The 26,843-nt window shown below is 70.3% G+C and carries 25 protein-coding genes; 16 read left to right on the top strand and 9 right to left on the bottom strand.

Going from position 1 to position 26,843, the window contains the following annotated elements:
* Window positions 1-6 precede the first annotated feature (6 nt).
* The 6 genes from D7X99_RS15035 (at window position 7) to D7X99_RS15010 (ending at window position 7,132) form a co-directional block, all read left to right on the top strand.
* A complete protein-coding gene (locus D7X99_RS15035; RefSeq protein WP_121778417.1) occupies window positions 7-927 on the top strand; it encodes a branched-chain amino acid ABC transporter permease in 921 nt (306 codons plus the stop codon).
* A complete protein-coding gene (locus D7X99_RS15030) occupies window positions 927-1,994 on the top strand; it encodes a branched-chain amino acid ABC transporter permease (RefSeq protein WP_121778416.1) in 1,068 nt (355 codons plus the stop codon). The genes D7X99_RS15035 and D7X99_RS15030 overlap by 1 nt, the downstream gene beginning before the upstream one ends.
* On the top strand, window positions 1,991-2,866 hold the full coding sequence (locus D7X99_RS15025) for an ABC transporter ATP-binding protein (RefSeq protein ID WP_121778415.1): 876 nt from the start codon (window positions 1,991-1,993) through the stop codon (window positions 2,864-2,866). The genes D7X99_RS15030 and D7X99_RS15025 overlap by 4 nt, the downstream gene beginning before the upstream one ends.
* The gene (locus D7X99_RS15020; RefSeq protein WP_121778414.1) at window positions 2,863-3,615 is read left to right on the top strand and encodes an ABC transporter ATP-binding protein; all 753 of its coding nucleotides are present in this window, start codon (window positions 2,863-2,865) and stop codon (window positions 3,613-3,615) included. Before D7X99_RS15025 ends, D7X99_RS15020 begins: the two co-directional genes overlap by 4 nt.
* 179 nt (window positions 3,616-3,794) lie before the next feature.
* Complete coding sequence (locus D7X99_RS15015; RefSeq protein ID WP_211484298.1) at window positions 3,795-4,562, top strand: hypothetical protein; 768 nt, start codon at window positions 3,795-3,797, stop codon at window positions 4,560-4,562.
* Window positions 4,563-4,735: 173 nt separating this feature from the next.
* The gene (locus D7X99_RS15010) at window positions 4,736-7,132 is read left to right on the top strand and encodes an exo-alpha-sialidase (RefSeq protein ID WP_233613394.1); all 2,397 of its coding nucleotides are present in this window, start codon (window positions 4,736-4,738) and stop codon (window positions 7,130-7,132) included.
* On the opposite strand, the gene D7X99_RS15005 is transcribed toward D7X99_RS15010, so the two are convergent.
* On the bottom strand, window positions 7,129-7,782 hold the full coding sequence (locus D7X99_RS15005; protein WP_233613393.1) for a YiiX/YebB-like N1pC/P60 family cysteine hydrolase: 654 nt from the start codon (window positions 7,780-7,782) through the stop codon (window positions 7,129-7,131). The two genes, D7X99_RS15010 and D7X99_RS15005, sit on opposite strands and share 4 nt — an antisense overlap.
* A 262-nt stretch (window positions 7,783-8,044) precedes the next feature.
* Here D7X99_RS15005 and D7X99_RS15000 point away from each other — a divergent pair, with 262 nt between their 5' ends.
* A complete protein-coding gene (locus D7X99_RS15000; RefSeq protein ID WP_121778411.1) occupies window positions 8,045-10,240 on the top strand; it encodes a PhnD/SsuA/transferrin family substrate-binding protein in 2,196 nt (731 codons plus the stop codon).
* Here D7X99_RS15000 and thpR read toward each other — a convergent pair.
* Window positions 10,237-10,788 (bottom strand): RNA 2',3'-cyclic phosphodiesterase, encoded by a 552-nt coding sequence (gene thpR, locus D7X99_RS14995; protein WP_121778410.1) that lies wholly within the window; start codon window positions 10,786-10,788, stop codon window positions 10,237-10,239. The two genes, D7X99_RS15000 and thpR, sit on opposite strands and share 4 nt — an antisense overlap.
* A gap of 15 nt (window positions 10,789-10,803) precedes the next feature.
* Window positions 10,804-11,349 carry a metal-dependent hydrolase gene (locus D7X99_RS14990; RefSeq protein ID WP_121778409.1) on the bottom strand — a complete coding sequence of 182 codons (546 nt, stop codon included), beginning with the start codon at window positions 11,347-11,349 and terminating at the stop codon, window positions 10,804-10,806.
* 70 nt (window positions 11,350-11,419) lie between these two features.
* Here D7X99_RS14990 and D7X99_RS14985 point away from each other — a divergent pair, with 70 nt between their 5' ends.
* On the top strand, window positions 11,420-12,661 hold the full coding sequence (locus tag D7X99_RS14985) for an adenylate/guanylate cyclase domain-containing protein (protein ID WP_121778408.1): 1,242 nt from the start codon (window positions 11,420-11,422) through the stop codon (window positions 12,659-12,661).
* Window positions 12,662-12,731: 70 nt separating this feature from the next.
* Here D7X99_RS14985 and proS read toward each other — a convergent pair whose 3' ends face one another.
* Window positions 12,732-14,165, bottom strand: coding sequence for a proline--tRNA ligase (gene proS / locus D7X99_RS14980; RefSeq protein ID WP_121778407.1), 1,434 nt, complete (start codon window positions 14,163-14,165; stop codon window positions 12,732-12,734).
* 127 nt (window positions 14,166-14,292) lie between these two features.
* Between proS and D7X99_RS14975 the strand changes: the two genes are divergently transcribed.
* From D7X99_RS14975 to D7X99_RS14965, 3 genes are all read left to right on the top strand, one after another.
* Complete coding sequence (locus D7X99_RS14975; RefSeq protein WP_233613392.1) at window positions 14,293-15,006, top strand: DUF4336 domain-containing protein; 714 nt, start codon at window positions 14,293-14,295, stop codon at window positions 15,004-15,006.
* Window positions 15,007-15,120: 114 nt separating this feature from the next.
* Window positions 15,121-15,753: an MXAN_6652 family MXYO-CTERM-anchored protein gene (locus D7X99_RS14970; RefSeq protein WP_121778406.1), complete on the top strand. Its 633-nt coding sequence runs from the start codon at window positions 15,121-15,123 to the stop codon at window positions 15,751-15,753.
* 77 nt (window positions 15,754-15,830) lie between these two features.
* Window positions 15,831-16,730 carry an endonuclease/exonuclease/phosphatase family protein gene (locus tag D7X99_RS14965; RefSeq protein ID WP_121778405.1) on the top strand — a complete coding sequence of 300 codons (900 nt, stop codon included), beginning with the start codon at window positions 15,831-15,833 and terminating at the stop codon, window positions 16,728-16,730.
* A gap of 3 nt (window positions 16,731-16,733) precedes the next feature.
* Here D7X99_RS14965 and D7X99_RS14960 read toward each other — a convergent pair whose 3' ends face one another.
* Window positions 16,734-17,297, bottom strand: coding sequence for a hypothetical protein (locus tag D7X99_RS14960; protein WP_121778404.1), 564 nt, complete (start codon window positions 17,295-17,297; stop codon window positions 16,734-16,736).
* Window positions 17,298-17,517: 220 nt separating this feature from the next.
* Between D7X99_RS14960 and D7X99_RS14955 the strand changes: the two genes are divergently transcribed.
* Entirely contained in the window at window positions 17,518-18,150 is a 633-nt protein-coding gene (locus D7X99_RS14955; protein WP_121778403.1) for a YdcF family protein, read from the top strand.
* Between the two features lie 5 nt (window positions 18,151-18,155).
* Here D7X99_RS14955 and D7X99_RS14950 read toward each other — a convergent pair whose 3' ends face one another.
* Window positions 18,156-18,605 (bottom strand): MarR family winged helix-turn-helix transcriptional regulator, encoded by a 450-nt coding sequence (locus D7X99_RS14950; RefSeq protein ID WP_211484572.1) that lies wholly within the window; start codon window positions 18,603-18,605, stop codon window positions 18,156-18,158.
* A gap of 144 nt (window positions 18,606-18,749) precedes the next feature.
* Here D7X99_RS14950 and modA point away from each other — a divergent pair, with 144 nt between their 5' ends.
* The 4 genes from modA to D7X99_RS14930 all read left to right on the top strand — a co-directional run bounded on the left by modA (window position 18,750) and on the right by D7X99_RS14930 (window position 23,031).
* Window positions 18,750-19,616, top strand: coding sequence for a molybdate ABC transporter substrate-binding protein (gene modA / locus D7X99_RS14945; RefSeq protein WP_233613391.1), 867 nt, complete (start codon window positions 18,750-18,752; stop codon window positions 19,614-19,616).
* On the top strand, window positions 19,616-20,293 hold the full coding sequence (gene modB, locus D7X99_RS14940; RefSeq protein ID WP_121778401.1) for a molybdate ABC transporter permease subunit: 678 nt from the start codon (window positions 19,616-19,618) through the stop codon (window positions 20,291-20,293). Before modA ends, modB begins: the two co-directional genes overlap by 1 nt.
* Before the next feature lie 103 nt (window positions 20,294-20,396).
* Entirely contained in the window at window positions 20,397-21,491 is a 1,095-nt protein-coding gene (gene modC / locus D7X99_RS14935; protein WP_233613390.1) for a molybdenum ABC transporter ATP-binding protein, read from the top strand.
* A gap of 349 nt (window positions 21,492-21,840) precedes the next feature.
* On the top strand, window positions 21,841-23,031 hold the full coding sequence (locus D7X99_RS14930; protein ID WP_121778399.1) for a FadR/GntR family transcriptional regulator: 1,191 nt from the start codon (window positions 21,841-21,843) through the stop codon (window positions 23,029-23,031).
* A 12-nt stretch (window positions 23,032-23,043) separates the two neighbouring features.
* Here the strand turns inward: D7X99_RS14930 and D7X99_RS14925 are convergent, their stop codons facing one another.
* The 3 genes from D7X99_RS14925 to D7X99_RS14915 form a co-directional block, all read right to left on the bottom strand.
* Complete coding sequence (locus tag D7X99_RS14925) at window positions 23,044-23,562, bottom strand: hypothetical protein (protein WP_121778398.1); 519 nt, start codon at window positions 23,560-23,562, stop codon at window positions 23,044-23,046.
* On the bottom strand, window positions 23,559-24,221 hold the full coding sequence (locus tag D7X99_RS14920; protein ID WP_121778433.1) for a pentapeptide repeat-containing protein: 663 nt from the start codon (window positions 24,219-24,221) through the stop codon (window positions 23,559-23,561). Before D7X99_RS14920 ends, D7X99_RS14925 begins: the two co-directional genes overlap by 4 nt.
* A gap of 121 nt (window positions 24,222-24,342) precedes the next feature.
* The gene (locus tag D7X99_RS14915) at window positions 24,343-26,778 is read right to left on the bottom strand and encodes an isoamylase (RefSeq protein WP_121778397.1); all 2,436 of its coding nucleotides are present in this window, start codon (window positions 26,776-26,778) and stop codon (window positions 24,343-24,345) included.
* Window positions 26,779-26,843 lie beyond the last annotated feature (65 nt).

Here is a 26,843-nt window from a genome sequence, read left to right as displayed (position 1 = left end):
CCCGGCATGTCGCAGCTTCTCCAGCACCTCATCAATGGTCTGGCCGCCGGCACCATCTACGCCCTGGTCGCGCTGGGCTACACGATGGTGTACGGCGTCCTCAAGCTCATCAACTTCGCCCACGGCGACGTGATGATGGTCGGCGTCTACATGGGCTACGCGACCGCCTTCGCCCTCGGGCGCGAGGCGCAGCGTTCCCTGTGGGGCGTGGTCGTCATCTTCGCGGTGGCCATGGTGGGGTGCGCGCTGTTCGGCTTCCTCATCGAGCGCTTCGCCTACCGGCCGCTGCGCGAGAAGCCTCGCCTCACCGCGCTCATCACCGCCATCGGCATCTCGTTCGCGCTGTCGTACGGCTTCCAGCTGGACATCGGCTTCCTGCCGGGCGCGTCCCCCCGGGCCTTCCCGGAGGTCATCGTCCCCAGCGAGTGGTTCATCATTGGCGACCGCGACGTGGTGGTGTGGAACTGGCAGGTCATCAGCTTCCTCATCGCCGTGGCGCTGATGGCCGGGCTCCAGTTCCTCGTGTACCGGACGCGCTTCGGCAAGGCGATGCGCGCGGTGTCCTACGACCACCGCACCGCGGCGCTGATGGGCATCCCCACCGACCGCATCATCGCGCTGACGTTCATGCTCTCCAGCGCGCTGGCGGCGGGCGCGGGCCTGCTCTACGCCATCAAGGACACGTCCGTGAGCCCTCTCATGGGCCTGTACGTGGGCCTCAAGGCCTTCGTGGCGGCGGTCATCGGTGGCATCGGCAACGTGCCGGGCGCCGTGGTGGGCGCGCTCCTGCTGGGCCTGGTGGAGGAGTTCGTGGTGGGCTACGCGGCCAGCACCTGGCGTGACGCGGTGGCCTTCGGCTTCCTCATCCTGGTGCTGCTGGTGAAGCCGGGCGGTCTGTTCGGCCGCGTCGCGGCGGAGAAGGTCTGATGGCTGGAAGCGCGACGACGTTGGCCGACGAGTCCGTGGGCCGCGTGCCCCCGGCCCTGCGCGGCATCCTGCCCGTGCTCCTCGCGGTGCCGGTGCTGGCGCTGGCGGAGGTGCTGCTGGACACCTCGCCCTTCGCCACGTACCTGCTGTCCGTGGTGGGGGTGAACATCATCCTCGCGGTGAGCCTCAACATCGTGAACGGCATGACGGGCCAGTTCTCCATTGGCCACGCGGGCTTCATGGCCGTGGGCGCGTACATCGCGGGCGTCACGTCCCTGGAGTTGAAGGAGGTGGCGCTGTCCTTCCTGCCGGTGGCCGCCAGCGACCAGGTGCTCTTCACCGTGGCGCTGCTCGCGGGCGGCGCCTGCGCGGCGCTGTGTGGCTTCCTGGTGGGCCTGCCTTCGCTGCGGCTGCGCGGGGACTACCTGGCCATCGTGACGCTGGGCTTCGGCGAAATCATCCGCGTGGTGGTGCAGAACACGGAGGCCTTCGGCCGCGCGCTGGGCCTGTCCGGCATCCCGCAGTACTCCAGCGTGGCCATGGTGTACTTCTGGGTCTTCCTGGTGGTGCTGGTGGCCCGGCGCATCGCGGGCTCCAGCCACGGCCGCAGCCTGTGGGCCATCCGCGAGGACGAAGTGGCCGCGGAGGCCATGGGCGTGGACACCACTGGCTACAAGGTCCGCGCGTTCGTCATCTCGTCGTTCTTCGCGGGCATCGCGGGCGGCCTGTTCGCGCACTTCGTGCCCATCATCAACCCGGGCTCGTTCACCTTCGTGAAGTCCATGGAGATCGTCGTCATGGTGGTGCTGGGCGGGCTGGGCTCCAGCACGGGCGCCATCGTCGCGGCCATCTTCCTCACGCTGCTGCCCGAAGGCCTGCGCTCGCTGTTCGGCGCGCTGGGCGCGGAGGGCAGCCTGGCGCAGAAGGTGGATCAAATCCGCATGCCCGTGTACGGCCTCCTGCTGGTGGTGCTGATGCTGGCCCGGCCGCAGGGCCTGTTCGGCACGAAGGAGCTCTGGGACGTGCTGCCCCGGTGGCTTCCCCGGAAGAAGAAGGGGCTGACATGAGCGCCGCCGTGACTCCAGCTCCTGGCGACGCGCTGCTCCAGGCGTCCGGCGTGAGCATCCGCTTCGGGGGCCTCAAGGCCCTCACGGACTTCAACCTCACCGTGCGACAGGGTGACCTGCTGGGCCTGATTGGTCCCAACGGCGCGGGCAAGTCCACCGCGTTCAACGTGCTCACCGGCGTGTACCAGCCCACCGAGGGCGAGGTGCGCGTGGCCGGGCAGCGGGTGAACGGCTGGGTGCCGCATCAAATCAACCACCTGGGCCTGGCGCGCACGTTCCAGAACATCCGCCTGTTCCGCGCCCTGACGGCGTTGGACAACGTGAAGGTGGCCTGCCGCGCGCAAGGCGCGCTGCACCCGGTGGTCATGGGCCCCCTGGCGAAGGCGGGCACGGCGATGCGCAACTACCGCGACTGGTGGCGCGCGCTGCTGCTCACCCCCGGCTTCCAGGCCGAGGAGCGCGAGCTGACGCGCCAGGCGGAGCACCTGCTGGAGGTCATGGGCCTGTCGCACCGCCGCGATGAAGAGGCGAAGAACCTCCCGTACGGCGAGCAGCGCCGGCTGGAGATCGCCCGCGCGCTGGGCACCCGCCCCAAGGTGCTGCTGCTGGACGAGCCCGCGGCGGGCATGAACACGCGTGAGAAGGCGGACCTGATGGTGCTCATCCGCCGGCTGCGCGACGAGTTCTCGCTGGGGGTGCTGGTCATCGAGCACGACATGAAGCTGGTGATGGGCATCTGCGAGCGCATCACCGTGCTGGACCACGGCGAGACCATCGCCCGCGGCGCTCCGGCGGAAGTGCGCAGCGACCGCAAGGTCATCGAGGCGTACCTGGGCGACAGCTACCTGGAGTCCCACGGAGGCGCGGCGTGAGCGAGCCGGTGAAGGTGCTGGGCGAGCGGCGCGCGTTCGAGCCGCTCCTGTCGGTGGAGGGCATCCAGGTCCGCTACGGCGCCATCCAGGCGCTCCGGGGCGTGTCCCTGACGGTGGGCAAGGGCGAGATGGTGGCCCTCATCGGCGCCAACGGCGCGGGCAAGACGAGCACCCTGCGCGCGGTGAGCGGCATGCTCAAGCCGACCGCGGGCCGCATCACGCTCGCGGGGCAGGACATCACGGGCTTGAAGGCGCACCAGCTGGTGCCGCGCGGCATGGCGCACGCGCCGGAGGGCCGGGGCATCTTCCCCAACCTCACCGTGTTCGAGAACCTGGAGCTGGGCGCTTACCTGCGCAAGGACACCGCCCAGGTGCGCCTGGACATGGACAAGGGCTTTGGCTTGTTCCCGGTGCTGCGCGAGCGTCAGAAGCAGCTGGCGGGCACGCTGTCCGGCGGCGAGCAGCAGATGCTGGCCATCGCCCGGGCGCTGCTCAGCAAGCCGCAGTTGCTGCTGCTGGACGAGCCGTCCCTGGGCCTGGCGCCGCAGGTGACGGAGACCATCTTCCGCACCCTGCGCGAGGTGAACGCCACCGGCGTCAGCGTGCTGCTGGTGGAGCAGAACGCGCACCTGGCCCTCAACGCCGCCCACTACGGCTACGTGCTGGAGACGGGCGAGGTGGTGATGGCCGGCCCCGGCAAGGCGCTGCTGGAGAGCGCCGAGATTCGGCGCGCGTACCTGGGGGAATAGCCCTCCCGCGCCGACTTTCCGGCCCCGGCTCGGTGTCCGCCCCCGGACGCTTCCGGGGGCGGGGCCAGGGCAAGTTGCTCGCGCCGCGTCGAAACTCGGGTAGTCAGCGGCGGAGGACTTCGTCTAGCGTCCGACAGGACAAGCTGTTTTCTTCCACTTCCCGCTCAGGAAGCGTGCCCATGCGCCCGTTGTCCCGCCTCCTCCTTGCCTCGCTTACCACGCTCGCGCTCATCGCCGGCGCGTGCGCCAACCAGCAGAAGACCGACGGCTCCTCCTCGGGCGGCACCGGTGGTCCCTCGGCCACCTCCACCATCGAGGACGTGCCCAACGAGCCCACTCCGGGCGCGGATGGCACCGCGGCCACCCCGGCCCCGGAATTCAAGCCCTACGAGGCAGCGGAAGGCTTCACCATCGGCATGCCGATGGAGCCCCAGGTCGCGCGCAGGCAGATCCCGCTGGGCGCCAACACGGTGAACACCGCGGCCTTCACCGTGCGCACCGAGGACAACACCGTCTACTCCGTCAGCACCGCGGACTACCCGGAGCGGCTGGTGGCGAGCCGTCCCCCGGAGGCCCTGCTGAACGAGGGCAAGGACGGCCTGGTGAAGGAAGTCCAGGGCACCCTCAAGGAAGAGTCGGACATCACCCTGGATGGCTACCCCGGCAAGGCCTACTCGGTCAGCTCGCCTGTCCACGGCGAGGTGAAGGCGCGCAACTTCCTGGTGGGCCCGCGCCTGTACACGCTGCTGGTCATCTACAACCCCAACCACCCCAACACCACGGCGGAGCCGTTCCTCGCCTCGCTGAAGCTGGTGAACCCGCCCCCGGCCATCACCACGGTCACGCCGGACGCCGGCACGGGCGCGGACGCGGGCACGATTGAGGGTGCGGACGCGGGCACGGCCACCGACGCGGGCACCGTCGCTCCGCGCCGCCGCAAGAAGTAGTCGCAGGACGCTGACGCGACGCTCCCCAGGTCCGGGGGCGTCGCGCGGTGTGCGGTGTGTTCACCTGTCCGCGTGGAGAATGCCGGGCCCTTCAGGTCCGCCTCCGCCGGATTGCCCCCGGGTCTGTCATCCCTACCTTTCGGGAGGGGATACGACAGGGGGCGCTAAAACACATGATGTCCTGGGTGGGGGCCCTGCTGACCACGGTGGTGGCGGCGGGAGGAGTGCCCATGGTGCCGGCCGGCGGGGGCAATGCCCTGACGCTGCCGGCGCATCGGCACGCGGTGCGAATTGAGACAGGCAATGGACATGCGCCCACGTGGCTCCTGGCCATCCAGCAGCAGGGGGCGGAGGGCGAGGGGCTGAACCTGTTCCGTTCCGAGGACGGGTTCCAGGGCTTCTCCAAGCTGGCGGAAATCCAGCCGGATGCGTCGCACCACGACCGGGCGGAGCTGGTCGCGGTGGGGCGCGACGTGGCGATGGTCTACGCGTACGAAGGCCCCTCACTGGCGGCGTCGTCGCGGCACGACGTGTACTTCCAGTGGTGGCGCTACGACGCGGCGCAGGACACCTGGACGCCGGAGCCGGCGGTGCGGGTGTTCAACGCGGACAGTGCGACGGCGTATTCGCGGGCGCTGCTGGCGCGGGACTCCAAGGGACGGCTGTGGGTGCAGGCGTTCCGGCTGGAGTCGGACGGCGGCTCCACGGCGGTGGTGGCGGTGTCCACGGACGGGGGCTTGAGCTTCCAGAAGCAGCCGGACCTGGGGCGCACGCGGAAGCGGGGCGGGGGACGGCTGCTCAGCGTGGGGTCCAAGCTCGCCTTCTTCTGGGCCATGCACGACGGCTTCGAGCCCACGCGGCTGCGGGTGCGTGACGCGGCGGATCCGCTGGACACGTGGGGTCCGCAGCGGGACGCGTTCTCCGACGGCATCTACCACGGCGCGGCGCTGAGCGCGGTGGAGGACGGCAAGGGCGGCATCCACCTGGTCTACAAGGACGAGACGGAGCGGCTGTACTACCGGCGCTTCGACGGGACGTCGTTCGGTTCGCGCATCCTGGTGGAGGGGACGCCGGACTGGGCGTTGCAGCCCGCGGTGACGCGCATCGGGGACGCGCTGTATGTCTTCTACAATCACTTCCAGACGGCGACGGATTACGAGATCCGCGTGCGGGTGCTGCGCAACGGCGTGTTCAGCGACCCGGTGACGCTGGACTCGCGCACGAGCTTCAAGGGCTACCTGAGCACCCTGGACGTGCTGCCGGACAGCGTCACGGAGGTGCCGTGCTTCTACGGCGACGCGGTGGACGCGAACTCCAGCGGCCGGGTGATGCGCGTGGCGCTGGCACGCCAGCCGGAAGGAGGCGGCGGTTCCGGTCAGGACGGCGGGACGCCGGATGGCGGCGCGGGGACTCAGGATGGCGGTGGTTCGAGCGATGCAGGCTCGGGCACCACGGATGGCGGCGCGGACGCGGGGACGCCGGATGGCGGCTCGGGCACGGATGCCGGTGTCGATGCGGGGACGCCGCCGGTGGATGGCGGTGTCCAGGGACCGGTGACGCTGGAGCCGGTGTTCACGAACACCACGCACGAGGTGCTGGCCGTGGACGGCGCGGGCACGGTGTACGCGCTGGCGCTGGACGGGAGCCGCTCGAAGCTGTGGGCGAGCACGGACGGCGGGCGCACCTTCAGCGCTCGAGGGCAGGGCGTGGGCGGCGCGTCGTTCTGGGTGATGGCGGCGCTCAAGGACGGGACGCTGCTGGCGCAGATGAGCCGAAGTGGCAGCTACCACCTGGAGCGCTCCACGGACGGCGGGCGCACGTGGGCGGACGTGGCCTCGCTGGGGAGCTACCGCGCGATGTCACCCGCGAGCTTCGCGGAGCTGGGCAGCACGGTGTTCTTCCTGGAGTACCAGACGTTCACCTCCGGGAACGCGCCGCTGCGGCTGTGGGCGAGCACGGACGGCGGAGCGACGTGGGCCACGCGCGTGACGTTCCAGGACCACCGGCACGGCACGGCGCTGTACGCGGATGCGACGCGCAGCGTGCTGTGGGCCACGTTCGGGAGCAGCAGCGCGCAGGCGGCGGTGGTGCGCTCCACGGACGGGGGGCGCACCTGGACGAAGGTGATGGGCGGCTACGCGGCCAACGCGGTGACGGGCACGGTGTTGCCGGGAGGCGAGCTGCTGCTGGGGCAGTCCACGCTCTATGAGCCCGAGCACCCGAAGCTCTTGCGCGTGTACGCGAGCGGACGTGTGGACGCGCTGATGACGCTGCCGGGGCCGGCGTACTCGGTGGATGCGCTGACGGGAGGCGGCTTCGTGTTGGGAACGGCGAGGGCGGACGTGGGCGACGTGCAGCCCGCGTCGGACCTCTACGCGCGGCTCTTCACCAGCACGGACGGCGTGGCGTGGACGGAGGCCCGGAGCTACGAGCGGGCCACCAGCGGCGTCCTGGCCCGCGCGGAGGTCTGGGGCGTGCTGCCCGGCGGCGACCTGGTGGTGCGGACGGAGAACCTGAAGGGCTTCGGAACCGGAGGGAAGGGGTTCCAGGTCCTGCGCGTGAAGCGCTAAGGCGCCCGCGGGAAATTCGAATAGACGACCGCGAGCCGGGCATCCGCCGCCAGGCTCGCGGGCGTCACCAGCTCCAGGTCCACCGGCACCGGACCGCGGTAGCGCTCCGCGATTTCACGCTGCAGCCCCGCGACGTCCAGGTCGCCCAGCCGCTCCATCTTTCCGTACTCGACTCCCGCGCCCGTCGCGTACGCCTTGCGCACCAGCTCCGAGCAGTACATCGCCTCGTCTCCCCAACCGAAGAGCGCGTCGTACGGCTTGCCCAGGTGCCGCTTCGCCTCCTCCACCGCCCGCGCCTTCGCCGCGTCATCCACCCCCTGCGGCCGCATCACCAGGAGCCGCCCCTTCACCCCGCGCGCCTTCCACTTCGCGAACGGCGTGCGCTTCACCGGCTGCACGGCCTCCACCACGAACGTCCCGTCCGGCGTCACCTCCACCAGCCCCACGTGCGACAGCGGGCTGTGCGTGGCCACCTGGATGGCCTTCGACTGGCGTGATCCCGACGTCTGGAACACCACGTCCCCGGTCCGCACCTTCGCCGCCACGCCCTCCGCCTCGCGCGGCGCCGCATGCGTCCCGCGGCCCACCAGCCACGTCGCCCCCACCAGCACGAGGGCCAGCAGCCACATCCCCCTCACGATCCAGCGCATCCGCCCGTCCCTTCCATGGGTTGCACCCGTCCACCCACCCCCAGTGCAGCCCCGGTGCCAGCCGGTTCAGAGCGAAAGTTCACCCCTGGTACGCGGAAGTCGCTTTCGACCCTGGGTCGGAACATGGTAAACCTGGGGAATCTACTTATTACAGCGAATCAAGAATAGTGTGGCATTGCCGGAAATTTTCAGGTAATTAGCGAGCACTCGCGAGCCGGCAGTCCGAGCGCGCGGAAGAGGGGGCTCATCGGAGGAATTCGTCGTGACCGCATCGAACGCGCCCATCCGTTGCCTGCTCTATCCGTCCCTTGGCGAGGTACGGGAGCACGTGCGCGTGGAGCTGTTCGCGCGGGCGTTGTCGGAGCGGATGGGCCGCCCGGTGGTGATGTCCATGTCGCCCACCTACGAGCACCTGGAGGCGGAGCTCGCTTCAGGCCGGGTGGAGATGGCCTGGGGCACCGCCGAGCAGTGCAACGCCTTCGAGCCGCAGGCGCGCGCGGTGCTGCGCGCGGTGCGCTCCGGCAGCTGCTACTACCACGCGGCCTTCATCTGCCGCGCGGACGAGCCGCTGACGCTGGAGACGCTGGCGGGCAAGCGCGTGGCGTGGGTGGCGCCGCGCTCCACCGGCGGGCACCTGTTGCCGGTGCGCCACCTGGAGTCGCTGGGCCTGCGCCCGGACACGCTCTTCTCCGAGCAGCGCTTCCTGGGCACCTACCGCAAGGCGCTGGACGCGGTGCTGCGCGGCGAGTCGGACCTGTGCGCGGTCTTCTGCAACCACAAGGACGCGCACGCGATGCGCGCCACGCTGACGACGTACCTGGGCGCGGACGCACCGCGGCTCACGCCGTTCCTGTTCACCATCCCCACGCTCGCCGACGGCCTCATCCTCACCAAGAGGATGCCGGAGGCGGACGCGCAGGCGCTCATCTCCGTCCTCACCCGGATGAACACCGACGGCGCGGGCCTGGAGATGCTCATGGGCCCCTTCCGGGTGGAGACCTTCGTTCGGTCTCCCGGCCTGGACGCGCCCGCGTCCGGCCCGCGTCCCACGGGGGTCGCCGAGTACGTGGCCGGGGAGCTGGACGCGGAAGGCCGGTGCCTGCGGCTGTGGTCCCCGTCCGGCCGTGCCTTCGGCCGCGACATGCGCGGCGGGGAGGGGCGCATGCTGGAGGAGGTCCTGGGCACCGCCGCGAGCAAGCCCCTCATGTCCCTGCTCCAGGTCGTCCTCCAGGGCGGCTCCGACGGGCGGCTGGAGTACCGGCTCACCGTGAACGGCGACGAGCGCGTCTACGCGGCGGAGATCACGCCCTGCGAGCCCTCGCCCGGGGACACGGGCGTGCGGCTGGGCCTGCTGGTGCGCGACGTCAGCGGCCTGCGCGCGCTGGAGGATCCGCTGTACCGGCTGGCGTCGTTCCCGCTGCTGCACCCGGAGCCGCTGCTGGAGCTGGGCATGGACGGGGAGCTGCGGTACGCGAACCCCGCCACCCACGCGGCGTTCCAGGACCTGGTGGAGAAGGGCGCCGAGCACCCGCTGGTGAAGGCGGCGGTCATCTGGGCGTGGCGCGGCGCGCCCCCGGGAGAGCCCGCGCCCACGGTGCACCTGGACGGGCGCTACTGGGAGCTCACCGTCGCGCAGCTGTGGGACCCGCCGGGCCTGCGCGTGTTCGCGCGCGACGTGACGCTGCGCAAGCAGATGGAGGCGCGGCTGTTCCAGGCGGACCGGCTGTCCGCGCTGGGCTCGCTCGCGGCGGCGGTGGGCCATGAGATGAACAACCCGCTGGCCTTCGTGCTGGCGAACCTGTCGTTCATCCGCGAGGAGATGGACCGCCTGAAGCAGCCGCTGCTGGACGGCAAGCCCGTGCCTCGCGAGGACCTGACGGACATGCTGGATGCGCTGAGCGAGACGGTGGAGGGCGCCACCCGGCTCAAGCACATCGTGCAGGATCTGCGCACGCTGTCGCGCAAGCCGCCGGAGCACCGCGCCCGCGTGGCCGTGCAGCCGGTGCTGGAGAACGCGCTCAAGCTCTTGCGAGGAGAGTTGCAGCACCGCGCGCGGCTGGAGCGGGACTTCCACGACATGCCCACGGTGGACGCGGACGAGGCGCGCCTCACCCAGCTCTTCCTCAACCTGCTGCTCAACGGCCTGCAGCAGATGGACACCCAGGACGCCGCGCACAACGTGCTGCGCGTGGCGGCCTACACCAGCGAGGATGGCGAGGTGGTGGTGGAGGTGCAGGACTCCGGCAAGGGCCTGTCTCCGGACTCGCTCGCGCACATCTTCGAGCCCTTCGCCACCGCGCGCCCCAACAGCACCGGCCTGGGCCTGTCCGTGAGCCACACCATCGTCACCGGCCTGGGCGGCACGCTGCGCGCGGAGAGCCGCGAGGGCCGGGGCACGCTGCTCACCGTCACCCTGCCGGCGGCGGTGCCCGTGGCGGAAGGCCTGCGCGCCTGCTAGTCGCGCTCCAGCATCACTTCCAACCGGGGCACGTAGTGGCCGCGCGTGCTCTCGAACAGCACCAGCCGGTCCACGCGCCCCTCACCCCAGGCCGCGCTCTGTAGCTCGCGCGCGCACGCCGCCAGCGCCGGGTCTCCGCGCGGTGGCCGGGCCCGGGCCAGCGTCAGGTGCGCGATGTACTCGCCGTGCTCGGACGTGAAGCCCAGCGGCTCCAGCGCGCGCGCCACGTCCGCCTGGAGCGCCTTCAGCGCGGCGGTGTCTCCGCGCACGTCCGCCCAGAGCACGCGCGGGTGGGACGGCGGGCCGAACGCCCCTCCGCCCGCCACCGACAGCACGAACGGCGAGTGATACAGCCCCACCGGCTCCAGCGCGTCGCGCAGCTCCGGCAGGCGGCTGTCGTCCACGTCTCCTAAAAAGAGCAGCGTCAGGTGCACGCCCTCCGGCCGCACCCACTTCGCGTCCGGGGCCAGTGCGCGCAGTCGCTCGATGCCCCGCTCGGTCTCGGCGGTGAGGGCCTCTCCCAGCGTCACGGCGGTGAACAGGCGCATCGTGAAAGACCTCCTTCAGGGAACCTGGACGCTCCCCACCGCGCGCGCCTTCCTCCGGGGCCACAGCGCGTAGATCCATGCGGGCAGGAACACGAGGAACTCCACGCCGCTCACGTACAGGCCGCGCACGGACAGCATGCCCGCGCCAATGGGCGCCACCGGCAGCGGCCGCACCGGGGCGAAGACGCGCGCGTTGGAGAAGGGCCAGAAGAGGGCCGCGCCCAGCCCTCCGTCCGTGAGCGTGTCCAGGATGCCGTGGCTGGCCCCCGCCGCGAGCGTCAGCAGACCCCAGCGCGTGGCGGACTCCCCCTTCCACCGGGCCAGCGCCGCCACCGCGAGCGCGACCCCCGCCGCGAAGACGAACGAGTGCGACGCACCGCGGTGTCCCCACGTCGCCGCGTAGGGGATGCGCAGCGCGAACGCCACCACGTCCGCGTCCGGCAGCAGGGCGAGCAGGGACAGGAACGCCATCACCGCCACCCGACGCCGCCAGGGTGCGCCCGACCCTGTCTCGTAACGCCCCAGCGCCATGCCCACCGCTACGTGCCCGATGCTCGCCATTCGCCCGACCCTAACGCACGGGGACCCCGCCTGGAGAGGGTCCCGTTCGTGGGGTAGCCTCCGTTGATACATGCGGTCCCTGCTTTCTCGCTTTCGTGTCGAGTCCACCCTGCGAAGGCGCCTGGACGAATGGCGCGCGGACGTCGGCTCCTGGCTCAATGTGACGCGCGTGGGCGCGACGGCGGCGTGGCTGGCGTTGGCCGTGCTGGATGACTGGAACGTGTCGCGCGGCGTGCTCGCGGGCTACATCGCGCTGGCCGCCCTGCTGTGGGCGGGCGCGCGCCGGGTGCCGGACCTGCTGCGGCGGCCGGCGCTGGGCGTGGCGCTCCTGGACATGCCGCTCATCTACTTCCTGCAGGAGTGGTCCATCCGGGGCTCCGCCAACGGCGTGGCCATCGCGCTGCTCACCATGGGCGTGTACCTGGTGCTGGTGGTCATCGTGTCCATGGTGACGCTGTCGCGGTTCATCGTCGCGGCGGCCACGGCGCTGGGCATCGTCGCGGTGGCCATGCTGACGCTGGGCGCGGGGCTGCCCGCGTCCCAGTTCCTGCCCGGGCTGGTGCTGGTGATGGTGCTCGCGTCGTCGGTGGCCTTCTTCATCAGCCGCACGGTGATGGGGCTCGTCACGGACGTCGTGCGCGAAGAGATGCAGCGCGAACGGTTGGGCCGCTTCTTCTCCCCGGAGGTCGCGCGGCGCATCTCGGAGAAGGGCACGGACGGGGAGGCCGGCGAGCACCGCGAGGTGACGCTGCTCGTCTCCGACATCCGCGGCTTCACCACGCTGTCGGACCAGATGGACAGTCCCCAGGTGGTGGCGCTGCTCAACGAGTACCTGTCGCGCATGGTGGAGGTGGTGTTCCGCCACGGCGGCACGCTCGACAAGTTCATGGGCGACGGCATCCTCGCGTACTTCGGCGCGCCCCTGGACCAGCCCGGCCACCCGGCCGCCGCCGTGTCGTGCGCGCTGGCCATGCTGGAGGCGCTGGACACGCTCAACCAGGAGCGCGCCGCGCGGGGCGAATTCCCCCTCAGCATCGGCGTGGGCGTGCACACCGGCCGCGTGGTGGTGGGCGCCGTGGGCAGCGAACAGCGCCGCGAGTACACCGTCATCGGCGACGCGGTGAACCTGGCCAGCCGCATCGAAGGCCTGACGAAGAAGGTCGGCGCCGCGGTGCTCGTCTCCCACGCCACGCGCGAGCGCTGTCTGGACAGCTTCGACTTCGAGGCCGCCGCCCCGCTGCCCGTCGCGGGCAAGCCGGAGCCGGTGGCCACCTTCCTGCCCAGGAAGCGCGGCCTGCTCGCCGCCAGCTGAGACGCTGAAATGACAACGGGGCCGGGAGTCGCCTCCCAGCCCCGCGGGTGATGCACACGTCAGCGCGTGCTCAGTACGCCTTGGAGAACACGATGCGGCCCTGCGACGGGTTGCCGGTCATCACGCACTTGCCCGGCTCCTGCTTGAGGCTGAACGGGCGGCAGCGGGTGGTGAGGCCCGTCTCCTCCTTGATGCGCGCCTCCGTCTTCGGGTCGCCGTCCCAGTGCGCCAGCAGGAAGCCGTCCTCCGCCTTCGCCTTCAGCTCCTCGTAGGAGTTGACCTCGAAGGTGTGCGAGTCGCGGAAGTCCTTCGCCTTCTGGAACAGGTCCTTCTGCATCTGGTCCAGCATCACCTGGGCCTTGGCGGCGGCCTCGTCCAGCGGCACGAACTCCTTCTGGCGCAGGTCGCGGCGGACCATCACGCACGAGCCCTTGGCCAGGTCCTTGGGCCCCAGCTCGATGCGCAGACACGTGCCGATGAGCTCGTGCTCGTTGTACTTGAAGCCCGGGCCCTTGCTCTCGTCGTCGTCCACCACCACGCCCAGGCCCGCCTTGCGCAGGTCCGCGGCCAGCGCGTGCGACTTCTCCAGCACCTGCGTCTTCTCCGCGTCCGTCGCCTTGCCCGCGATGGGGATGATGACCACGTGCGTGGCGGCGATCTTCGGCGGCACGACGAGGCCCGCGTCATCCGAGTGCGTGAGGATGAGCCCGCCGATGAGGCGCGTGGACGAACCCCACGACGTCTGCCACACGTGGTGCACGCGGCCGTCGCGGCCCTGGAACGTGGTGTCGAAGGCCTTGGCGAAGTTCTGGCCCAGGTTGTGGCTGGTGCCCGCCTGGAGCGCCTTCTTGTCCTGCATCATCGCTTCGATGCTGTACGTGCGCAGCGCGCCGGCGAACTTCTCCGACTCCGACTTGCGCCCCGGCAGCACGGGCATGGCCATGTAGTCCTCCGCGAACGTGCGGTAGACCTCCAGCATCTGCAGCGTGCGCGCCTCCGCGTCTGCCTCCGTCTCGTGGCAGGTGTGGCCCTCCTGCCAGAGGAACTCCGTGGTGCGCAGGAACAGGCGCGTGCGCATCTCCCAGCGCATCACGTTGGCCCACTGGTTCACCAGCAGGGGCAGGTCCCGGTAGCTCTGGATCCACTTGGAGAAGCTGCGGTTGATGATGGTCTCGGACGTGGGCCGGATGACCAGCGGCTCCTCCAGCTTCTGGCCGCCCGCGTGCGTGACGACCGCCAGCTGCGGGTTGAAGCCCTCCACGTGCTCGGCTTCCTTCTTGAGGTAGCTCTCCGGGATGAGCAGCGGGAAGTAGGCGTTCTTCACGCCCGTGTCCTTGAACATCTTGTCCATCACCCGCTGGATGTTCTCCCACAGCGCGTAGCCGTTGGGGCGGATGACCATGCAGCCCTTCACGTCCGAGTAGTCGGCGAGCTTCGCCTTCTGGACCAGGTCGACGTACCACTCGGAAAAGCCCTTCTCGCGGGGCGTGAGCTTCTCGGCCATGTGCTGGGCACCTTGCTAGGAGATGGAAAGTGGGAGGCTGCGTACGATGGGATGTTCCGGAAATCAACGCCGGACACGGGCCGGACTCGTCCCCTGAACGCCGCCCGTGCTTGGAAAACGACCCGCCATGCCCATGCCCATGCCCATGCCCATGCCCCCTGACGCCGCGCCCCGCCAGCTCACCGAGGACGTCCACGTGTTCGACGCCCCCTTCTCCCTCTTCGGCATCCCCGTGGGAGGCCGCATGACGGTCCTCCGCCTGCCGGACGGCGGACTGTGGGTGCACTCGCCCGTCGCCTTCACGCCGGAGCGGAGAGCCGCCGTGGCGGCCCTGGGACCGGTGCGCTTCCTGGTGGCCCCCAACCTCTTCCACCACCTGCACCTGCCGGACTGGGCCGCGGCCTTCCCGGACGCCCGCGTGGTGGCGCCCAAGGGGCTGCGCGCGAAGCAGCCGGCGCTGCGAATCGACCTGGAGCTGGAGGACCTTCCAGACCCCGCCTGGGCCCCGGTGCTGGACCAGATGAACGTGCGAGGCATGCCCCAGCTCAACGAGTTCCTCTTCTTCCACCGCCCGTCCCGCACCGCGCTCGTCACCGACCTGGCCTTCCACTACGCGCACTCGGAGGGCTTCAAGCTGCGCGCGTACCTGTGGCTGGACGGCGTCCTGGGCCGGTTCGCCGCCCCGCGCTTCCTGCGCCTGTTCACCAAGGATCCGGAGGCCGTGCGCGCCTCACTCCAGCGTGCGCTGAAGTGGGACGTGGAGCGCGTCGTCGTCTGCCACGGCCAGGTGCTGGAGCACGGCGGCCAGAAGGCCCTCCACGACGCCTTCTCCCGACTGTAGGTGGCGGTACGCCCAGCCTCCGGGTCACAGGGGAGTGTCGCCTGCTGCGCTCCTCGCCGCACCGCGCTACAAGGGAACCTCCTCTTTCCTGAGTTCCCCCAGGAGGTTCATTCCATGCGGTCCTTTCTTCGGTCCGTGGGCGCGGTCGCGGTGTGCCTTGTCGCGGGCTCCGCGTTCGCCAACTCCACCGGCATCAACGGGCGCAGCGGCAAGCAGAGCGGCCTGTCCTGCACCGCGTCCGGCTGCCACAGCGGCGGTTCGGGCACCCCCTCGGTGACGCTGGAGGGGCCCACTGCGCTGACGGCGGGCCAGACGGGCCAGTACTCGCTGACCATCACCGGCGGCCCCGGCGTGAAGGCGGGCATGAACGTGGCCGTGGACGGCGCGACGCTGACCGCGGGCTCGGGCACGAAGCTGATGAGCGGTGAGCTCACGCACTCGCTGCCCAAGGCCTTCGCCAATGGCTCGGCGCGCTTCGACTTCTCCCTGGTGGCCCCGGCCACCAACGGCACCTACAAGGTGTTCGCCGCCGGCAACTCCGTGAACGGCGACAACAACCAGGGCGGGGACGCGCACGCCAACGCCACGCTGGACGTCGTCGTCACCGGCGGCAGCGACCCCGTCACGCCGGATGACACGAAGGACGAGGGCGGCTGCTCCGTGGCCACCAGCGGCGCCCCCGCGGCGCTCATCGCCGTGTTCGTGGCGCTGGCCGCGCGCCGCCGCCGTCAGTCCCGCCAGGCCTGAGCCCGCCTGCCCTCCGGCCGGGCCCCGGGGGGCGGGACGACAGCGCGAGGGCGGGCGGCCTACCATCGCCCCCCTTGATGCGAACGAGCCCCCTCCTTACCGCCCTGTTCGTCGCGGGATCCCTGGCCTGTGTCTCCGGTCCCGCCGTGCGTCCCACCCTGTCCTCGGGCACCACCCCCGTCGCCGCCGCTCCCAAGCGCGACCCGGGCGCCCTGCGGGTGATGACCTTCAACATCCAGTCCGGCCTCAAGGGGCTGGAGCAGGTGGCGGAGGTCATCCGCCAGGAGGGCCCTGACGTCGTCGCGCTGCAGGAGGTGGACGTGGGCTCCACGCGCGCGCACGGCCAGGACCAGGTGGAGCGGCTGTCCGCGCTCACCGGCCTGAAGTACCGCGCGCACTTCGGCACCACGCGGCTGTACGGCGGCGCGTACGGCATCGCGCTCCTGTCGCGCTATCCGCTTCAGTCCCTGGCGCAGTACCCGCTGCCCACGCCCCCGGGCGCGGAACCGCGCACGCTGGCGCACGCCGTGCTGGACGTGGACGGGCGCGAGGTGAGCGTCTACGCCACGCACCTCATCCGCCGGCCCTTCAACGGCGCGGCGCGCGTGCGCCAGAGCGTCTTCATCTCGCGGTTGCTGGCGAAGGACACCCGGCCCCGGCTCTTGATGGGGGATTTGAACGACGACCCGGACTCGCGCCCGGTGCGGCTGTTGCGCCGCCAGCTCCAGGACGTGGCGCGCGTCACCCGCTCCGACGGGACGGGCACCTACCCGATGCCGCTGTTCCTGAAGTCCCTGCGCATCGACTACGTGATGGCGTGCGGCGCGTTCACGCCGGTGTCCACGCGCGTGCTGCACGTGGGCGTGTCCGACCACTACCCCGTGGTGGCGGACCTGCGGCTGGCTCCCGCGCAGGCTCCCGTCGTGGTGGCTCCGGCCGCGCCCGCGGGCACGGCCACGGCCGCCGCGGCGCCCTGAGGCTCAAGCCGGGGTGGGCAGGGTGAAGCGGTAGAGGACCTCCATGTCCCCCTTGCTGAAGCCCTTCATCACCTCGTGGTGGATCTCCTTGCGGCCGCTCAGGTACGCGAGGCCCCCGGAGGCGAAGCCCATCACCGCGAGCTCGAAGTAGATGTGCGGCCGGGGCACGCCGGTGATGCGCAGCTCCACGGTGTCGCCCTGCAACTGCGCGGTCAGCTCGCCTTCCGTGAAGTAGCCCTTCCAGATGCCGGGGGTGAACAGGGCGAAGCGGCGGAAGTCGTCCTTGCCGAACATCGTCTTGAGCTGGCCCTGGCCCAGCGCGTACTCGGCGGACTTGATGCCGTATTGCCAGTAGGCCTTGGTGTCGCCGCCGTAGAACCGCTGGGTCATGGCCTCGTTGAAGCGCAGGAAGGCGTCCGCCGGGATGCGCGACACGGGCATGATGAGCTGCCCGAAGATGGGGTCCCGCTTCGCCTGCTCCGCGAGGAAGGCCTTCCATGCCGGTTCGCCGAAGGCCTGCACCGCCATGGTCTGCCGTGCCAGGAATGCGACGCCTTTGACATCCATCCGTATGCCTCCCACCGGCCGCTCCGGGTTCATCTCGGACCCCGGCCGGGTCATCTTGCGCATTGTGTCTTGAGACCCACTCTCGGGCGATACGCATCGCGACAATTCACCCGGTCGTTCGTCCAACCCACACGGTGAAGCCTGTCATCGCGGACACAATGCCTCGCTGAAGGTGTTCGCGGGGCCGCGGGATGTCCTGTGCAGGACTAGGTTCCCAGCGGTGCGTCCCCTTGCCCTTCTTCCCAGACCCGGACGTGCGCGCCGGGCGGTGCTCCTGTGCGCGGGAGTGCTCACGGGCGGAGTGTTCGGGCTGGCCTGGTGGGTGGACCGCTTTGGCCGTCACGAGCGTGTGACGGACGCGGACGTGCTGGTGGTGCTGGGCGCGCGGGTGTTGCCGGACGGTGTGCCGTCCGGCGCGCTGGTGGCGCGCATGGAGCACGCGGTGGCGCTGTACCGCCGGGGCGTGGCGCCGTGGCTGCTGTTGTCCGGAGGCGTGGGCGCCCATCCGCCGTCCGAGGCGCGGGTGATGCGCGAGCTGGCGGTGGCGGCGGGCGTGCCCGCGTCCGCGTGCGTGCTGGAGGAGGACAGCCACTCCACGGAAGCCAACGCGCGGTTCAGCACGCGCGTGCTGCGCGAGCGGGGTGCGCGCCGGGTGGTGGTGGTCTCCGACCCGTATCACCTGCTGCGCGCGAGGCAGTGCTTCCGGCGCGAGGGCCTGGAGGTGGCCACGAGCCCCGCCCCCATCGCCGGGCGGATGCGCGCGTGGGACCGGGCGTACTGGACGGTGCGGGAGGCGTTCGCGCTGCTCCTGCACCCGCGCCTCTTGTGGGCGCGGGCGCCGGGCGGGCGCTGAGGCCTTCAGGTCCCCGACGCGGTGTCCGGCGTGGGCGCGGGCGCGGGTGCGTCCATCTTGCTGAGCACCTTCTCCAGGACGCGGAAGAGGGCCTGGCGGTCGTCAGGGTCGAGCATGCCCATCACCACGCCCATCGCGCGGTGCATGGAGCGGTCGAGCTTGGCGAAGGTCTGCTTGCCCTTGTCGGTGAGGCGGCAGCGCACGATGCGCCGGTCGGTGTCCCCGCGTTCGCGGACGAGGTGGCCTTCGCGCTCCAGGCGGTCCACGACGCCCGTGACGGTCTTTTCGGTGACGCCCAGTCGCTTGGCCAGCTCGCCCATGGTGAGCGAGTCGTCCAGGCCCAGCCACAGCAGGGCATGCACCTGGGGCGGCGTGAACTGGAGCTGCTCGCAGGTGCTGGCGATGGGATCACGGAGTGAACGGCGACGGCCCAGCGAGAACATCAACTCCTGCATCCGGTCGACGTCCTTCGAGAGCGCTTCATCCTCTTTATGGATATTCCGTGACACAGAGTATTCATTAGCGGCGGGGTGCCTGCGGGTCAACTTGTAGGCTCAAGACTGCGTCCGGCGCGGGGCCGGGGGTGGGAGGAGCGGACGATGCGGCGTGCGTGGTGGGGGTTGCTGCTGGTGTGGGTGACGGTGTCGTCGGCGCGGGCGGAGGAGGTGCTGGTGTTCGCGGCGGCGAGCACGACGGACGCGCTCGAGGCGCTGGCGCCCGCGTTCCAGCAGGCGTCGGGGCACCGGGTGCGGTTCGCCTTCGGGGCGTCCAGCGACCTGGCACGTCAGGTGGTCGCGGGGGCCCCAGCGGATGCGTTCCTCTCCGCCGACGAGGCCAAGATGGACGGCGTCGACCGGGCAGGGCTCGTGCAGGCGGGCTCGCGGGTGGACCTGCTGTCCAACCGGCTGGTGGTGGTGGTGCCGGTGAAGTCGTCGGTGAAGGTCGCCGGACCGGCGGACCTGAAGGGGCTCAAGCGGGTGGTGCTGGCGGAGCCGGCGGCGGTGCCGGCGGGCGTGTACGCGAAGGCGTGGCTGACGAAGGCGGGCGTGTGGGCGGACGTGGCGCCGCGCGTGGTGCCTGTGGTGGATGTACGGGCCGCGCTGGCGGCGGTGGAGGCGGGGAGGGCGGACGCGGGCGTGGTGTACGCGACGGACGCGGCGGGCTCGAAGAAGGTCCGGGTGGTGTTCACGGTGCCTGAGGGAGATGCGCCGCGCATCGTGTATCCGGCGGCGGCGCTGACGCAGGGCAAGGCGCCGGAAGGCGGGCTCGCGTTCGTGCGCTTCCTCCAGACGGAAGGAGCGCGGAAGGAGTTCCGCAGGCTGGGCTTCCTGGACGCGAGCGCGGCGAAGGCCGCGCCGGACGCGGGAGTGACGGGCACGGCGCCGGATGCAGGTGGGCTCCAGAACGGCCCGTCCGGGACTCGCGGCGGGATGCCGGATGCGAGCAAGGGGCACTCCTCGCCGTGATGGACGAGGGACTGACAGGGCTGGTGCTATTCACGGTGGTGGTGGCGGCCCTGTCCACGGTGCTCATCCTGGTGCCGGGCGTGGCGGCGGCGTACGCGCTCGCGCGCTGGAAGGGCCCGGGGCGCGGCGTGGTGGAGACGCTGCTGGCCCTGCCGCTGGTGCTGCCTCCGACGGCGGTGGGACTGGTGCTGCTGGAGTTGCTCGCGCGGGACTCGGTGCTGGGACGGATGCTGGATGCGCTGGGCGTGGAGGTGGTGTTCACGCCAAAGGCGGTGGTGCTGGCCAGCGCCGTGATGGCGTTCCCGCTGCTGGTGCGCTCCGCGCGCGCGGGCTTCGAGGAGGTGGATCCGCGGCTGGTGGCCGTGGCGCGCACGTTGGGGGACACGCGCACGCGCGCCTTCTTCCGGGTGACGTTGCCGCTGGCATGGCGCGGAGTGCTCACCGGCGCGCTGCTCGCGTTCTCAAGGGCGCTGGGAGAATTCGGCGCGACGGTGCTGGTGGCGGGCAACATCCCGGGAAGCACGCAGACGTTGTCCCTCGCCATCTTCCAGCGCACGCAGGTGGGGCAGGACGCGGAGGCGCTGAGGCTCGCGGGCGTCTCCGTGGTGCTCGCGTTCGGAGCCATGTACGTGACGGAGTTCGTAACGCGGCGGCGCGGGGCCCGGGGGCTCGCGTGAGTCACGGACCTGCACGGTCGGCGATGCACGCCATCCGGTCCTGTGGATCCAGGCCAGCGGCTTCGAGAAACCGCGTGCCCGCGAAGGATGGACGGGTCGTCACGTGGGCAGGGGGCGAGCGCCCGTGATGGAGCTGTCCCTGCGTTTGCCCCTGGCGCGCTTCACGCTGGAGGTCGAAGCGCGCTTCACGTCCGCGTCGGTGGCGGTGCTGGGGCGCTCGGGCTCCGGGAAGACGTCCCTGCTGGAGGTGCTCGCGGGCTTGCGACGGGGAGCCACGGGAAGCGTCGTGGTCGATGACAGCGTGCTCCTCGACACAGCCGCGCGTGTGGACGTGCCGCCTGAAGCGCGCCGCATGGGCTACGTGCCGCAGGACGCATTGCTCTTCCCTCACCTCAACGCCGGACAGAACGTGCGCTTCGGTGTGCGGACCGGACGGTCGTCACGCGTGGACGAAGCCGTGCACCTGTTGGAACTGGAGCCGCTGCTGCACCGCTATCCGGTGACGCTGTCCGGAGGAGAGAAGCAGCGGGTGGCCCTGGCACGGGCGCTGGCCACGGACCCGGCGCTGCTGCTGCTGGATGAACCCCTGGCCGCGCTGGACGTGGCGTTGAAGGAGCGCGTGCTGCCATATCTGCTCCGCGTGCGCGACGAAGCCCGGGTCCCCCTGCTCTACGTCACGCATCAGCTTGGCGAAGCCAGGGCCCTGGCCCGCGAGGCGCTGCTGTTGGACGGTGGCGCGGTGAAAGCCGTGGGCCCCGCGGACACGGTGCTGGGCACGGTGGCGCGAGGCCTGCTCACCGGTGAGCCCGAGGAGAACATCCTCGAAGGCACACTGGAACATCCCGAGTCCGGAGGCACGCGGCTGCGCGTCACGGAAGGACTGTCCCTCTGGGTACCGGACGCTCCGGAGCTGCCCCACGGCACCCGTGCTGCCTATGCCGTGCCCGCCGAGGACATCCTCTTGTCCACCGGACCGTTGACCGGAGTCTCCGCGCGCAACGTTCTCGAAGGCACGGTGACGAAGTTGGAGGACGCGGGGGCAGGAGAGTGCGCGACCCACGTGGACGTTACGGGCGTGCACTGGGTGGTCCGTCTCACGCATGCCGCCGTGCGAGAACTCCACATCGCACCGGGCCTGCGCGTGTACCTCGCGGTGAAGTCCTCCGCCTGCCGTCGCCTGGCGGGCCGGGCTCCCTGAACAGTGGGCCACCGGCTCGTTGAAGAGTCCAGAGACCCGAAAGGCCTCCGCCAGGATACGTGTCCCGTGGAGCCCGACGTGTAGCCGAACCCATGCAATCGCGCTGACAGCAAGGCGGAGCCACCGACAGAGGCCGCCCGCCGGGCGCGTTGCCTCAAAACCTGTCCGACAGTCGGACAGGTTTGGGAGGCAAGAGGCCCGAACCCTCGAACGTGTCCGACTGTCGGACTGGTTTGCACCGCTCGGGGCCGGAGGGCGTGCCCTCCCAGCAGGCGACGCGGACGGTCTGCATCACGCGTCCATGTCAGACCCCTGTGGTTGGATGGCGATGCTGGAACGAGGAGAGGGGATGGGGATGGGACGGGGCGGGCTCGTGGCTGATGTGGAGGCGCGAATCGAGCGCGATATCGCGTTGGGGCGGTTGCACCCGAGCGGGCAATTCGCTTCCGAAGCGGAGCTGGCACGTCGCTATGAGGTGTGCCGGGGTACCATCCGTGAGGCGCTGCGGCGGCTGGCGGCGCGGGGCCTGGTGGTGCAGCGCCCCGGGCGCAAGACGCGCGCGGTGGCGCTGGATGAGTCGCTGACGCTGGAGAACCTGGGCCTGGCGCTGCATGACGCGCGCTCGCCGGAAGCCCGGTGGCTCCTGGAGGGCTACTTCAGCCTCAAGCGGCAGGTCCTGGTGGAACTCCTGGTCGACTGCTGCGCGAGAGCCTCCGAGTTGGACCTGAACCGGCTGACGGACCTCTGCTTCAAGTTACAGGACGTGGCGCGCTGGGAGTCGGGGGCCTGGTGCGCGCAGGTGGAGTTCGAGTTGCTGCGACTGGCGGCCCGGGTGGCGGAGCGTCCCGGACATGTGCTCCTCGTTCAGTCCTTGCAGCGGGCCTTCCTGGGCGGCGCGGCCCAGCTGCTGCCCCTCTTGGGCGGAGATGCGCTGCGCCAGTGGGCCTGGTGCGCGATGGGAGCCCTGCACGAGCGCGACGTACGAACGCTTCAGCACGAACTGCCGGCGCTGATGAAGGCTTGCGACGAGCGCGTGCTGAATGCCTTCGCGTCCGTCATCCAGGAGCCGGCCTCTTCCGAAGCCGCGTGCTCTCAAGAACCCCTACACAGTGCTCCCGCATCAGCCCCCGCGCCGTGCGGCGCGCTGCAGACACGGCCTGACGTGGAGGAGTGGGGCCCAGGCCACCCCATGCCAGCCTTGGAGATGACCGGGGCACTGCTGTCTCCAACCGTCCCAGAGCTCGTTCCCAACGAGCTCGAGGGTGATGGCACGGAGGCGGATGCGCAGGCAGCGGCCTCGGGAGGCCTGTCCGACTGTCGGACAGGTTCGAGTGCCTCGGCTCCGGAAGAGGGATTCCAGCCTGCGGCTCCACACGACGAATCCCGCGGACAGCCCTGTGTGACGATGCGCAAGGAGGGCGGACCCATTTGTGACACCGAGGGCCGCCTGGGCCGGTGGGTTGCGCGACTCTGGCGCTTCATCGTCCAGGCCGGGACCCCCTGCTTCGTGAGCGGCGCACCGGGGTGCTGGGGGCGTTGACGAACGGCTGGCTCAGTCCCCGCGCGCTTCCGCTTCGAACCGCCGGTGGGAGGACTCCATCCGCTCCAGCGCATCCAGGAGGCTGCGCTCGATGTCCTCGCGCTGGGCCTGCACCAGGTCTTCCGGAAACCCCATGCGCTCCAGCAGGTTCAGCTGCATGTAGAACTCCTCGCACTGCCGGTGGCCACTCTTGCCATCCAGGTACTCGCCTGCCCGCAGGAGGAAGTCGCCCCAGGAGATGGACCCGTCACGGTGGCGAAGGAACAGGCTCGCCAGGTGGTCCGCGTCCTCGACGTCCCGCTCCTCGACGGTGGCCAGCTGCGCAATGCCCGGCATGTCGAGGAGCAACCCGTGCGCCCTGTCGGTCCCGGGCACTGTGCACAGCTCCAGCAACCAGAGTGGCGGCTCATCCAACTTCATCACCCACGCATCCGCCCAGGCGATGAGCTGCTTGAGCCCGACGAGCCCCGTCCTCACCATCACCGCGATCCGCGCGACGGCGACCGGGTCGAACGGGGTGCCATCCCTCACCGCTTCGCTCCCGTCTTCTTCGCCCCGCTGCGTCCCGCCGGCTTCGCGTGGTAGCCCTCCACGCGCATGCCCAGTTCATGGACCACGGACATCGCCGTGTCCTGCGGGATGCGCGTGTCCTTCAGCTTGTTGCGCGCGGGGTCCAGCACCAGGCCCGTGGCCCCGGAGAAGTCCGTCCGGGTCAGCGTGCAGCCGCGGAAGTTGCTGCCGGTGAGGTCCGCGCCGGTGAAGTCCGCGTCCGTCAGGTCCATGTCGAAGAAGTTCGCCTCCCGCGCCACGCAGCGCACGAAGGACGTCTGGCGCAGGCTCAGCCCCACGAACGAGCTGTAGGGCATGGCGCACTCCTCGAAGTTCGCCTCCGGGTTCGCCGCCACGCCCGTCCAGTCGATGCCCATCAGCTTCGAGCCCTCGAAGCGCACGTCCCGCAACCGGATGGCGTTGAAGTTCGCGCGCGTCAGGTTGCAGCCCTGGAACACGCACGCCTCCAGCAGCGACTCCTTCCACCGGCTCTCCTGCAGCTCGCAGTTCACGAAGGTGCACCGGTAGAACTCCTTGTCACCCAGGTCGACGTGCTGGAGGTCCAACCCTTCGAACGTCTCCTTCTCGAACGAGTCCTCCTGCTGGAGTCGCTTCACCACCGCGCTGTCGTCCTGGGCCATGGCGGCCTTATACCGGCCCGCCGTCACGCGTGCGCGGTGTGCAGCGTCCGCTCCTCCGCTCCCCCCAACGCGAAGGCCCCGGCGGCCGTGACAGCGCACCGGGCCCTCCACGGCCTTCACGCTACTTGGCCACCAGCACCAGCACGCCGCGGCCGCACACGCCGTAGCTCGTGGCCTCGCCGCCAATCAGCTGCGCGCTGCCCGGGTTGAGCACCACCTGGTTCGCGCCCTCGGCCCACGAGCAGGTGTCCGTCACGCGGTACCACTGCTTGCCCGTGCCCGGCCACGGCAGCAGGAAGTTCACGTTGGCGGACCAGCCGTTGTACGCGACGTAGATGGCGTTCACCGCCGTCTCACCGAACTCCGTCGCGTCGATGCGGTAGGCCAGCGCATGCTGGGTCGCGTCGTTGAAGTACGCCGCGTCCGGCACGAAGCCGTCCGGCTTGAACCAGCGGTGCTGCTCCATCACGTTCGAGTTGTTGTCGTTCGTCTTGTAGAACTCCGCCGGGCGCAGCGCGGGGTGCGCCTTGCGGAACGCGATGAGGTTCTGGGTGAACGTGCGGAAGTTGGACTGGTCCGTGCTCCACGCGTAGTCCAGCCAGTTCTTGTTCGAGTCCAGGTTGTACACGTTGTTGTTGCAGTACTGCGTGCGCAGGAACTCGTCGCCGCCCGTCAGCATGGGCACGCCCGCGCTCAGCATCAGGAACGCCAGTCCGTTGCGCGCCGCCTGCCGCTGGAGCACCGCGCTGCCGCCCTGGTCCCAGCTGTGGTTGCTGTCCTCGCCACCGTCGGACGGGCCGTAGGGCCACGCTTGGGTGTTGTTCTTGCTGTTGCACGAGTACAGGTCCTTCAGGGTGAGGCCGTCGTGGGCCACCATGAAGTTCACGGACGCCGCCGGCTTGCGGCCGTCATCCGAGTACAGGTCCGACGAGCCCGCGAAGCGAGTGGCCAGCTGCGACGGCGTCACGCTCTCCACGCCCATCTGGTTCTGGTCCTTGCGGAAGGTGTCGCGGAACGCGCCGTTCCACTCCCGCCACTTCGCCGGGAAGTTGCCCACCTGGTACGAGTTGCCACCAATGGCCCACGGCTCCGCGATGAAGTCCGTGCCCGCGCCGCCCGCCTCCGGACGCGGGTCCAGCTGCGTGGTGATTTGATTGAGCGCCGTGTTCGCGTTGTCGCGGTTGAACTCGTAGCCGCTGTGCGTGTCCGTCTCGTGCTCGTAGATGTTGCCCAGCACCGATGCCAGGTCGAACCGGAAGCCGTCCACGCCCAGCGTGTCCTTCCAGTACGACAGCGAATGCAGGATGACGTTGCGAGCCGTGGGATTGAACGTGTTGAAGTTGCCGCCCACGCCCGTGTTGTCCCAGTTGAACTGCATGTCCTTCGTCAGGCTGTAGTACGTGGGGTTGTCCAGGCCCCGGTACGACATGACGTTGTACGTGCTGGGGTTGCCGCTGATCCACCCGCCGCCTTCGCCGGTGTGGTTGTAGACCACGTCCACCAGCACCTTGATGCCGGCGTCGTGGAACGCCTTCACCATGGTCTTGAACTCGCGCGTGGGGCCGCCCGGCGTCTGGTCGCACGCGTAGCGGCGGTCCGGCGCGAAGTAGCTGAGATTCATGTAACCCCAGTAGTTGTCGCCCGCGGTGCTCGCGACCGCGTCGTTGTTGCCGTTGTCCGTCTCGTGCAGCGGCAGGAACTCCACCGCCGTCACGCCCAGCGCCGCCAACTGCGCGGCCTTCTGGCCCGCCGTCTTGTAGGTGCCCAGGCAGGCGGCATCCAGCCCGGAGCCGGTGTCCTGCTTCGTCAGGCCGCGCAGGTGCACCTCATAGACGACGTCGTCCTTGAAGGCGCGCGTGGGCTTGGTGCCGGTGGCCGTGGTGTCCGGTGCGAGCACGATGCCCTTGGGCGCGAACGGACCGCTGTCCTTGTAGCGGTGCAACGGACCGGACGCGAACACCGTGGCGTCCGCGTTGCTGGGGTTCACCGGGTCGTGCGACAGCTCCAGCGCGTACGGGTCCCACAGGAGCTTGTTCGGGTTGAAGCGGTTGCCCGCGGAGTCCACGTCCGCGACGAAGCCCAACGCGCTGTTGGTCGTCGTGTTCCAGGTGGAGACGTACGTCCAGTTGGGGCCCCACGCGCGGTAGCCGTAATAGACGGTGCCGGTGACGCCGTAGCTGTTCTTCAGCGTGGCGACGGAGACGGACTTGGACCAGACCTTGGTCGTCGCGTTCTGCGTCATCACGTACGTCGCGGCCGGACTCGCGCCCTGGGCCGTCTTGTAGATCCACAGCTCGATGCGCGTGGCGCGCGACGAGTAGATGTTGAAGTTGATGTTGGCCTGCGTGGCGTCGTACTTCGCGCCCAGCGTCCAGGTGAGCAGCTCCTGCTCGCGCTGCGCGGTGTCCTCCACGGCGGGCGCGGCGGGGGCGGGGACTTCGGCGGGTGTTTCCGGGGAGGCGCAGGAGACCAGCGCCGAGGCGAAGCCCACGGCGACAAGGGGATGCCACCGCGTGAGCCAGGGGCTCCGGCGGTGACGACGGGGAGGGGTCATCATGGATGTGGCTCCAGACGCGGCAAGCGAGGGTCACGACCGCTGCAAGGCCACCGGGCCCGCGACTA

Origin of the sequence: Corallococcus sp. AB032C, assembly GCF_003668935.1 — a bacterium.
In the GTDB taxonomy this organism is placed as follows: domain Bacteria; phylum Myxococcota; class Myxococcia; order Myxococcales; family Myxococcaceae; genus Corallococcus; species Corallococcus exiguus.
The sequence above is the reverse complement of the archived record's forward strand: the minus strand, read 5'-3'. Positions and strand labels throughout refer to the sequence as shown.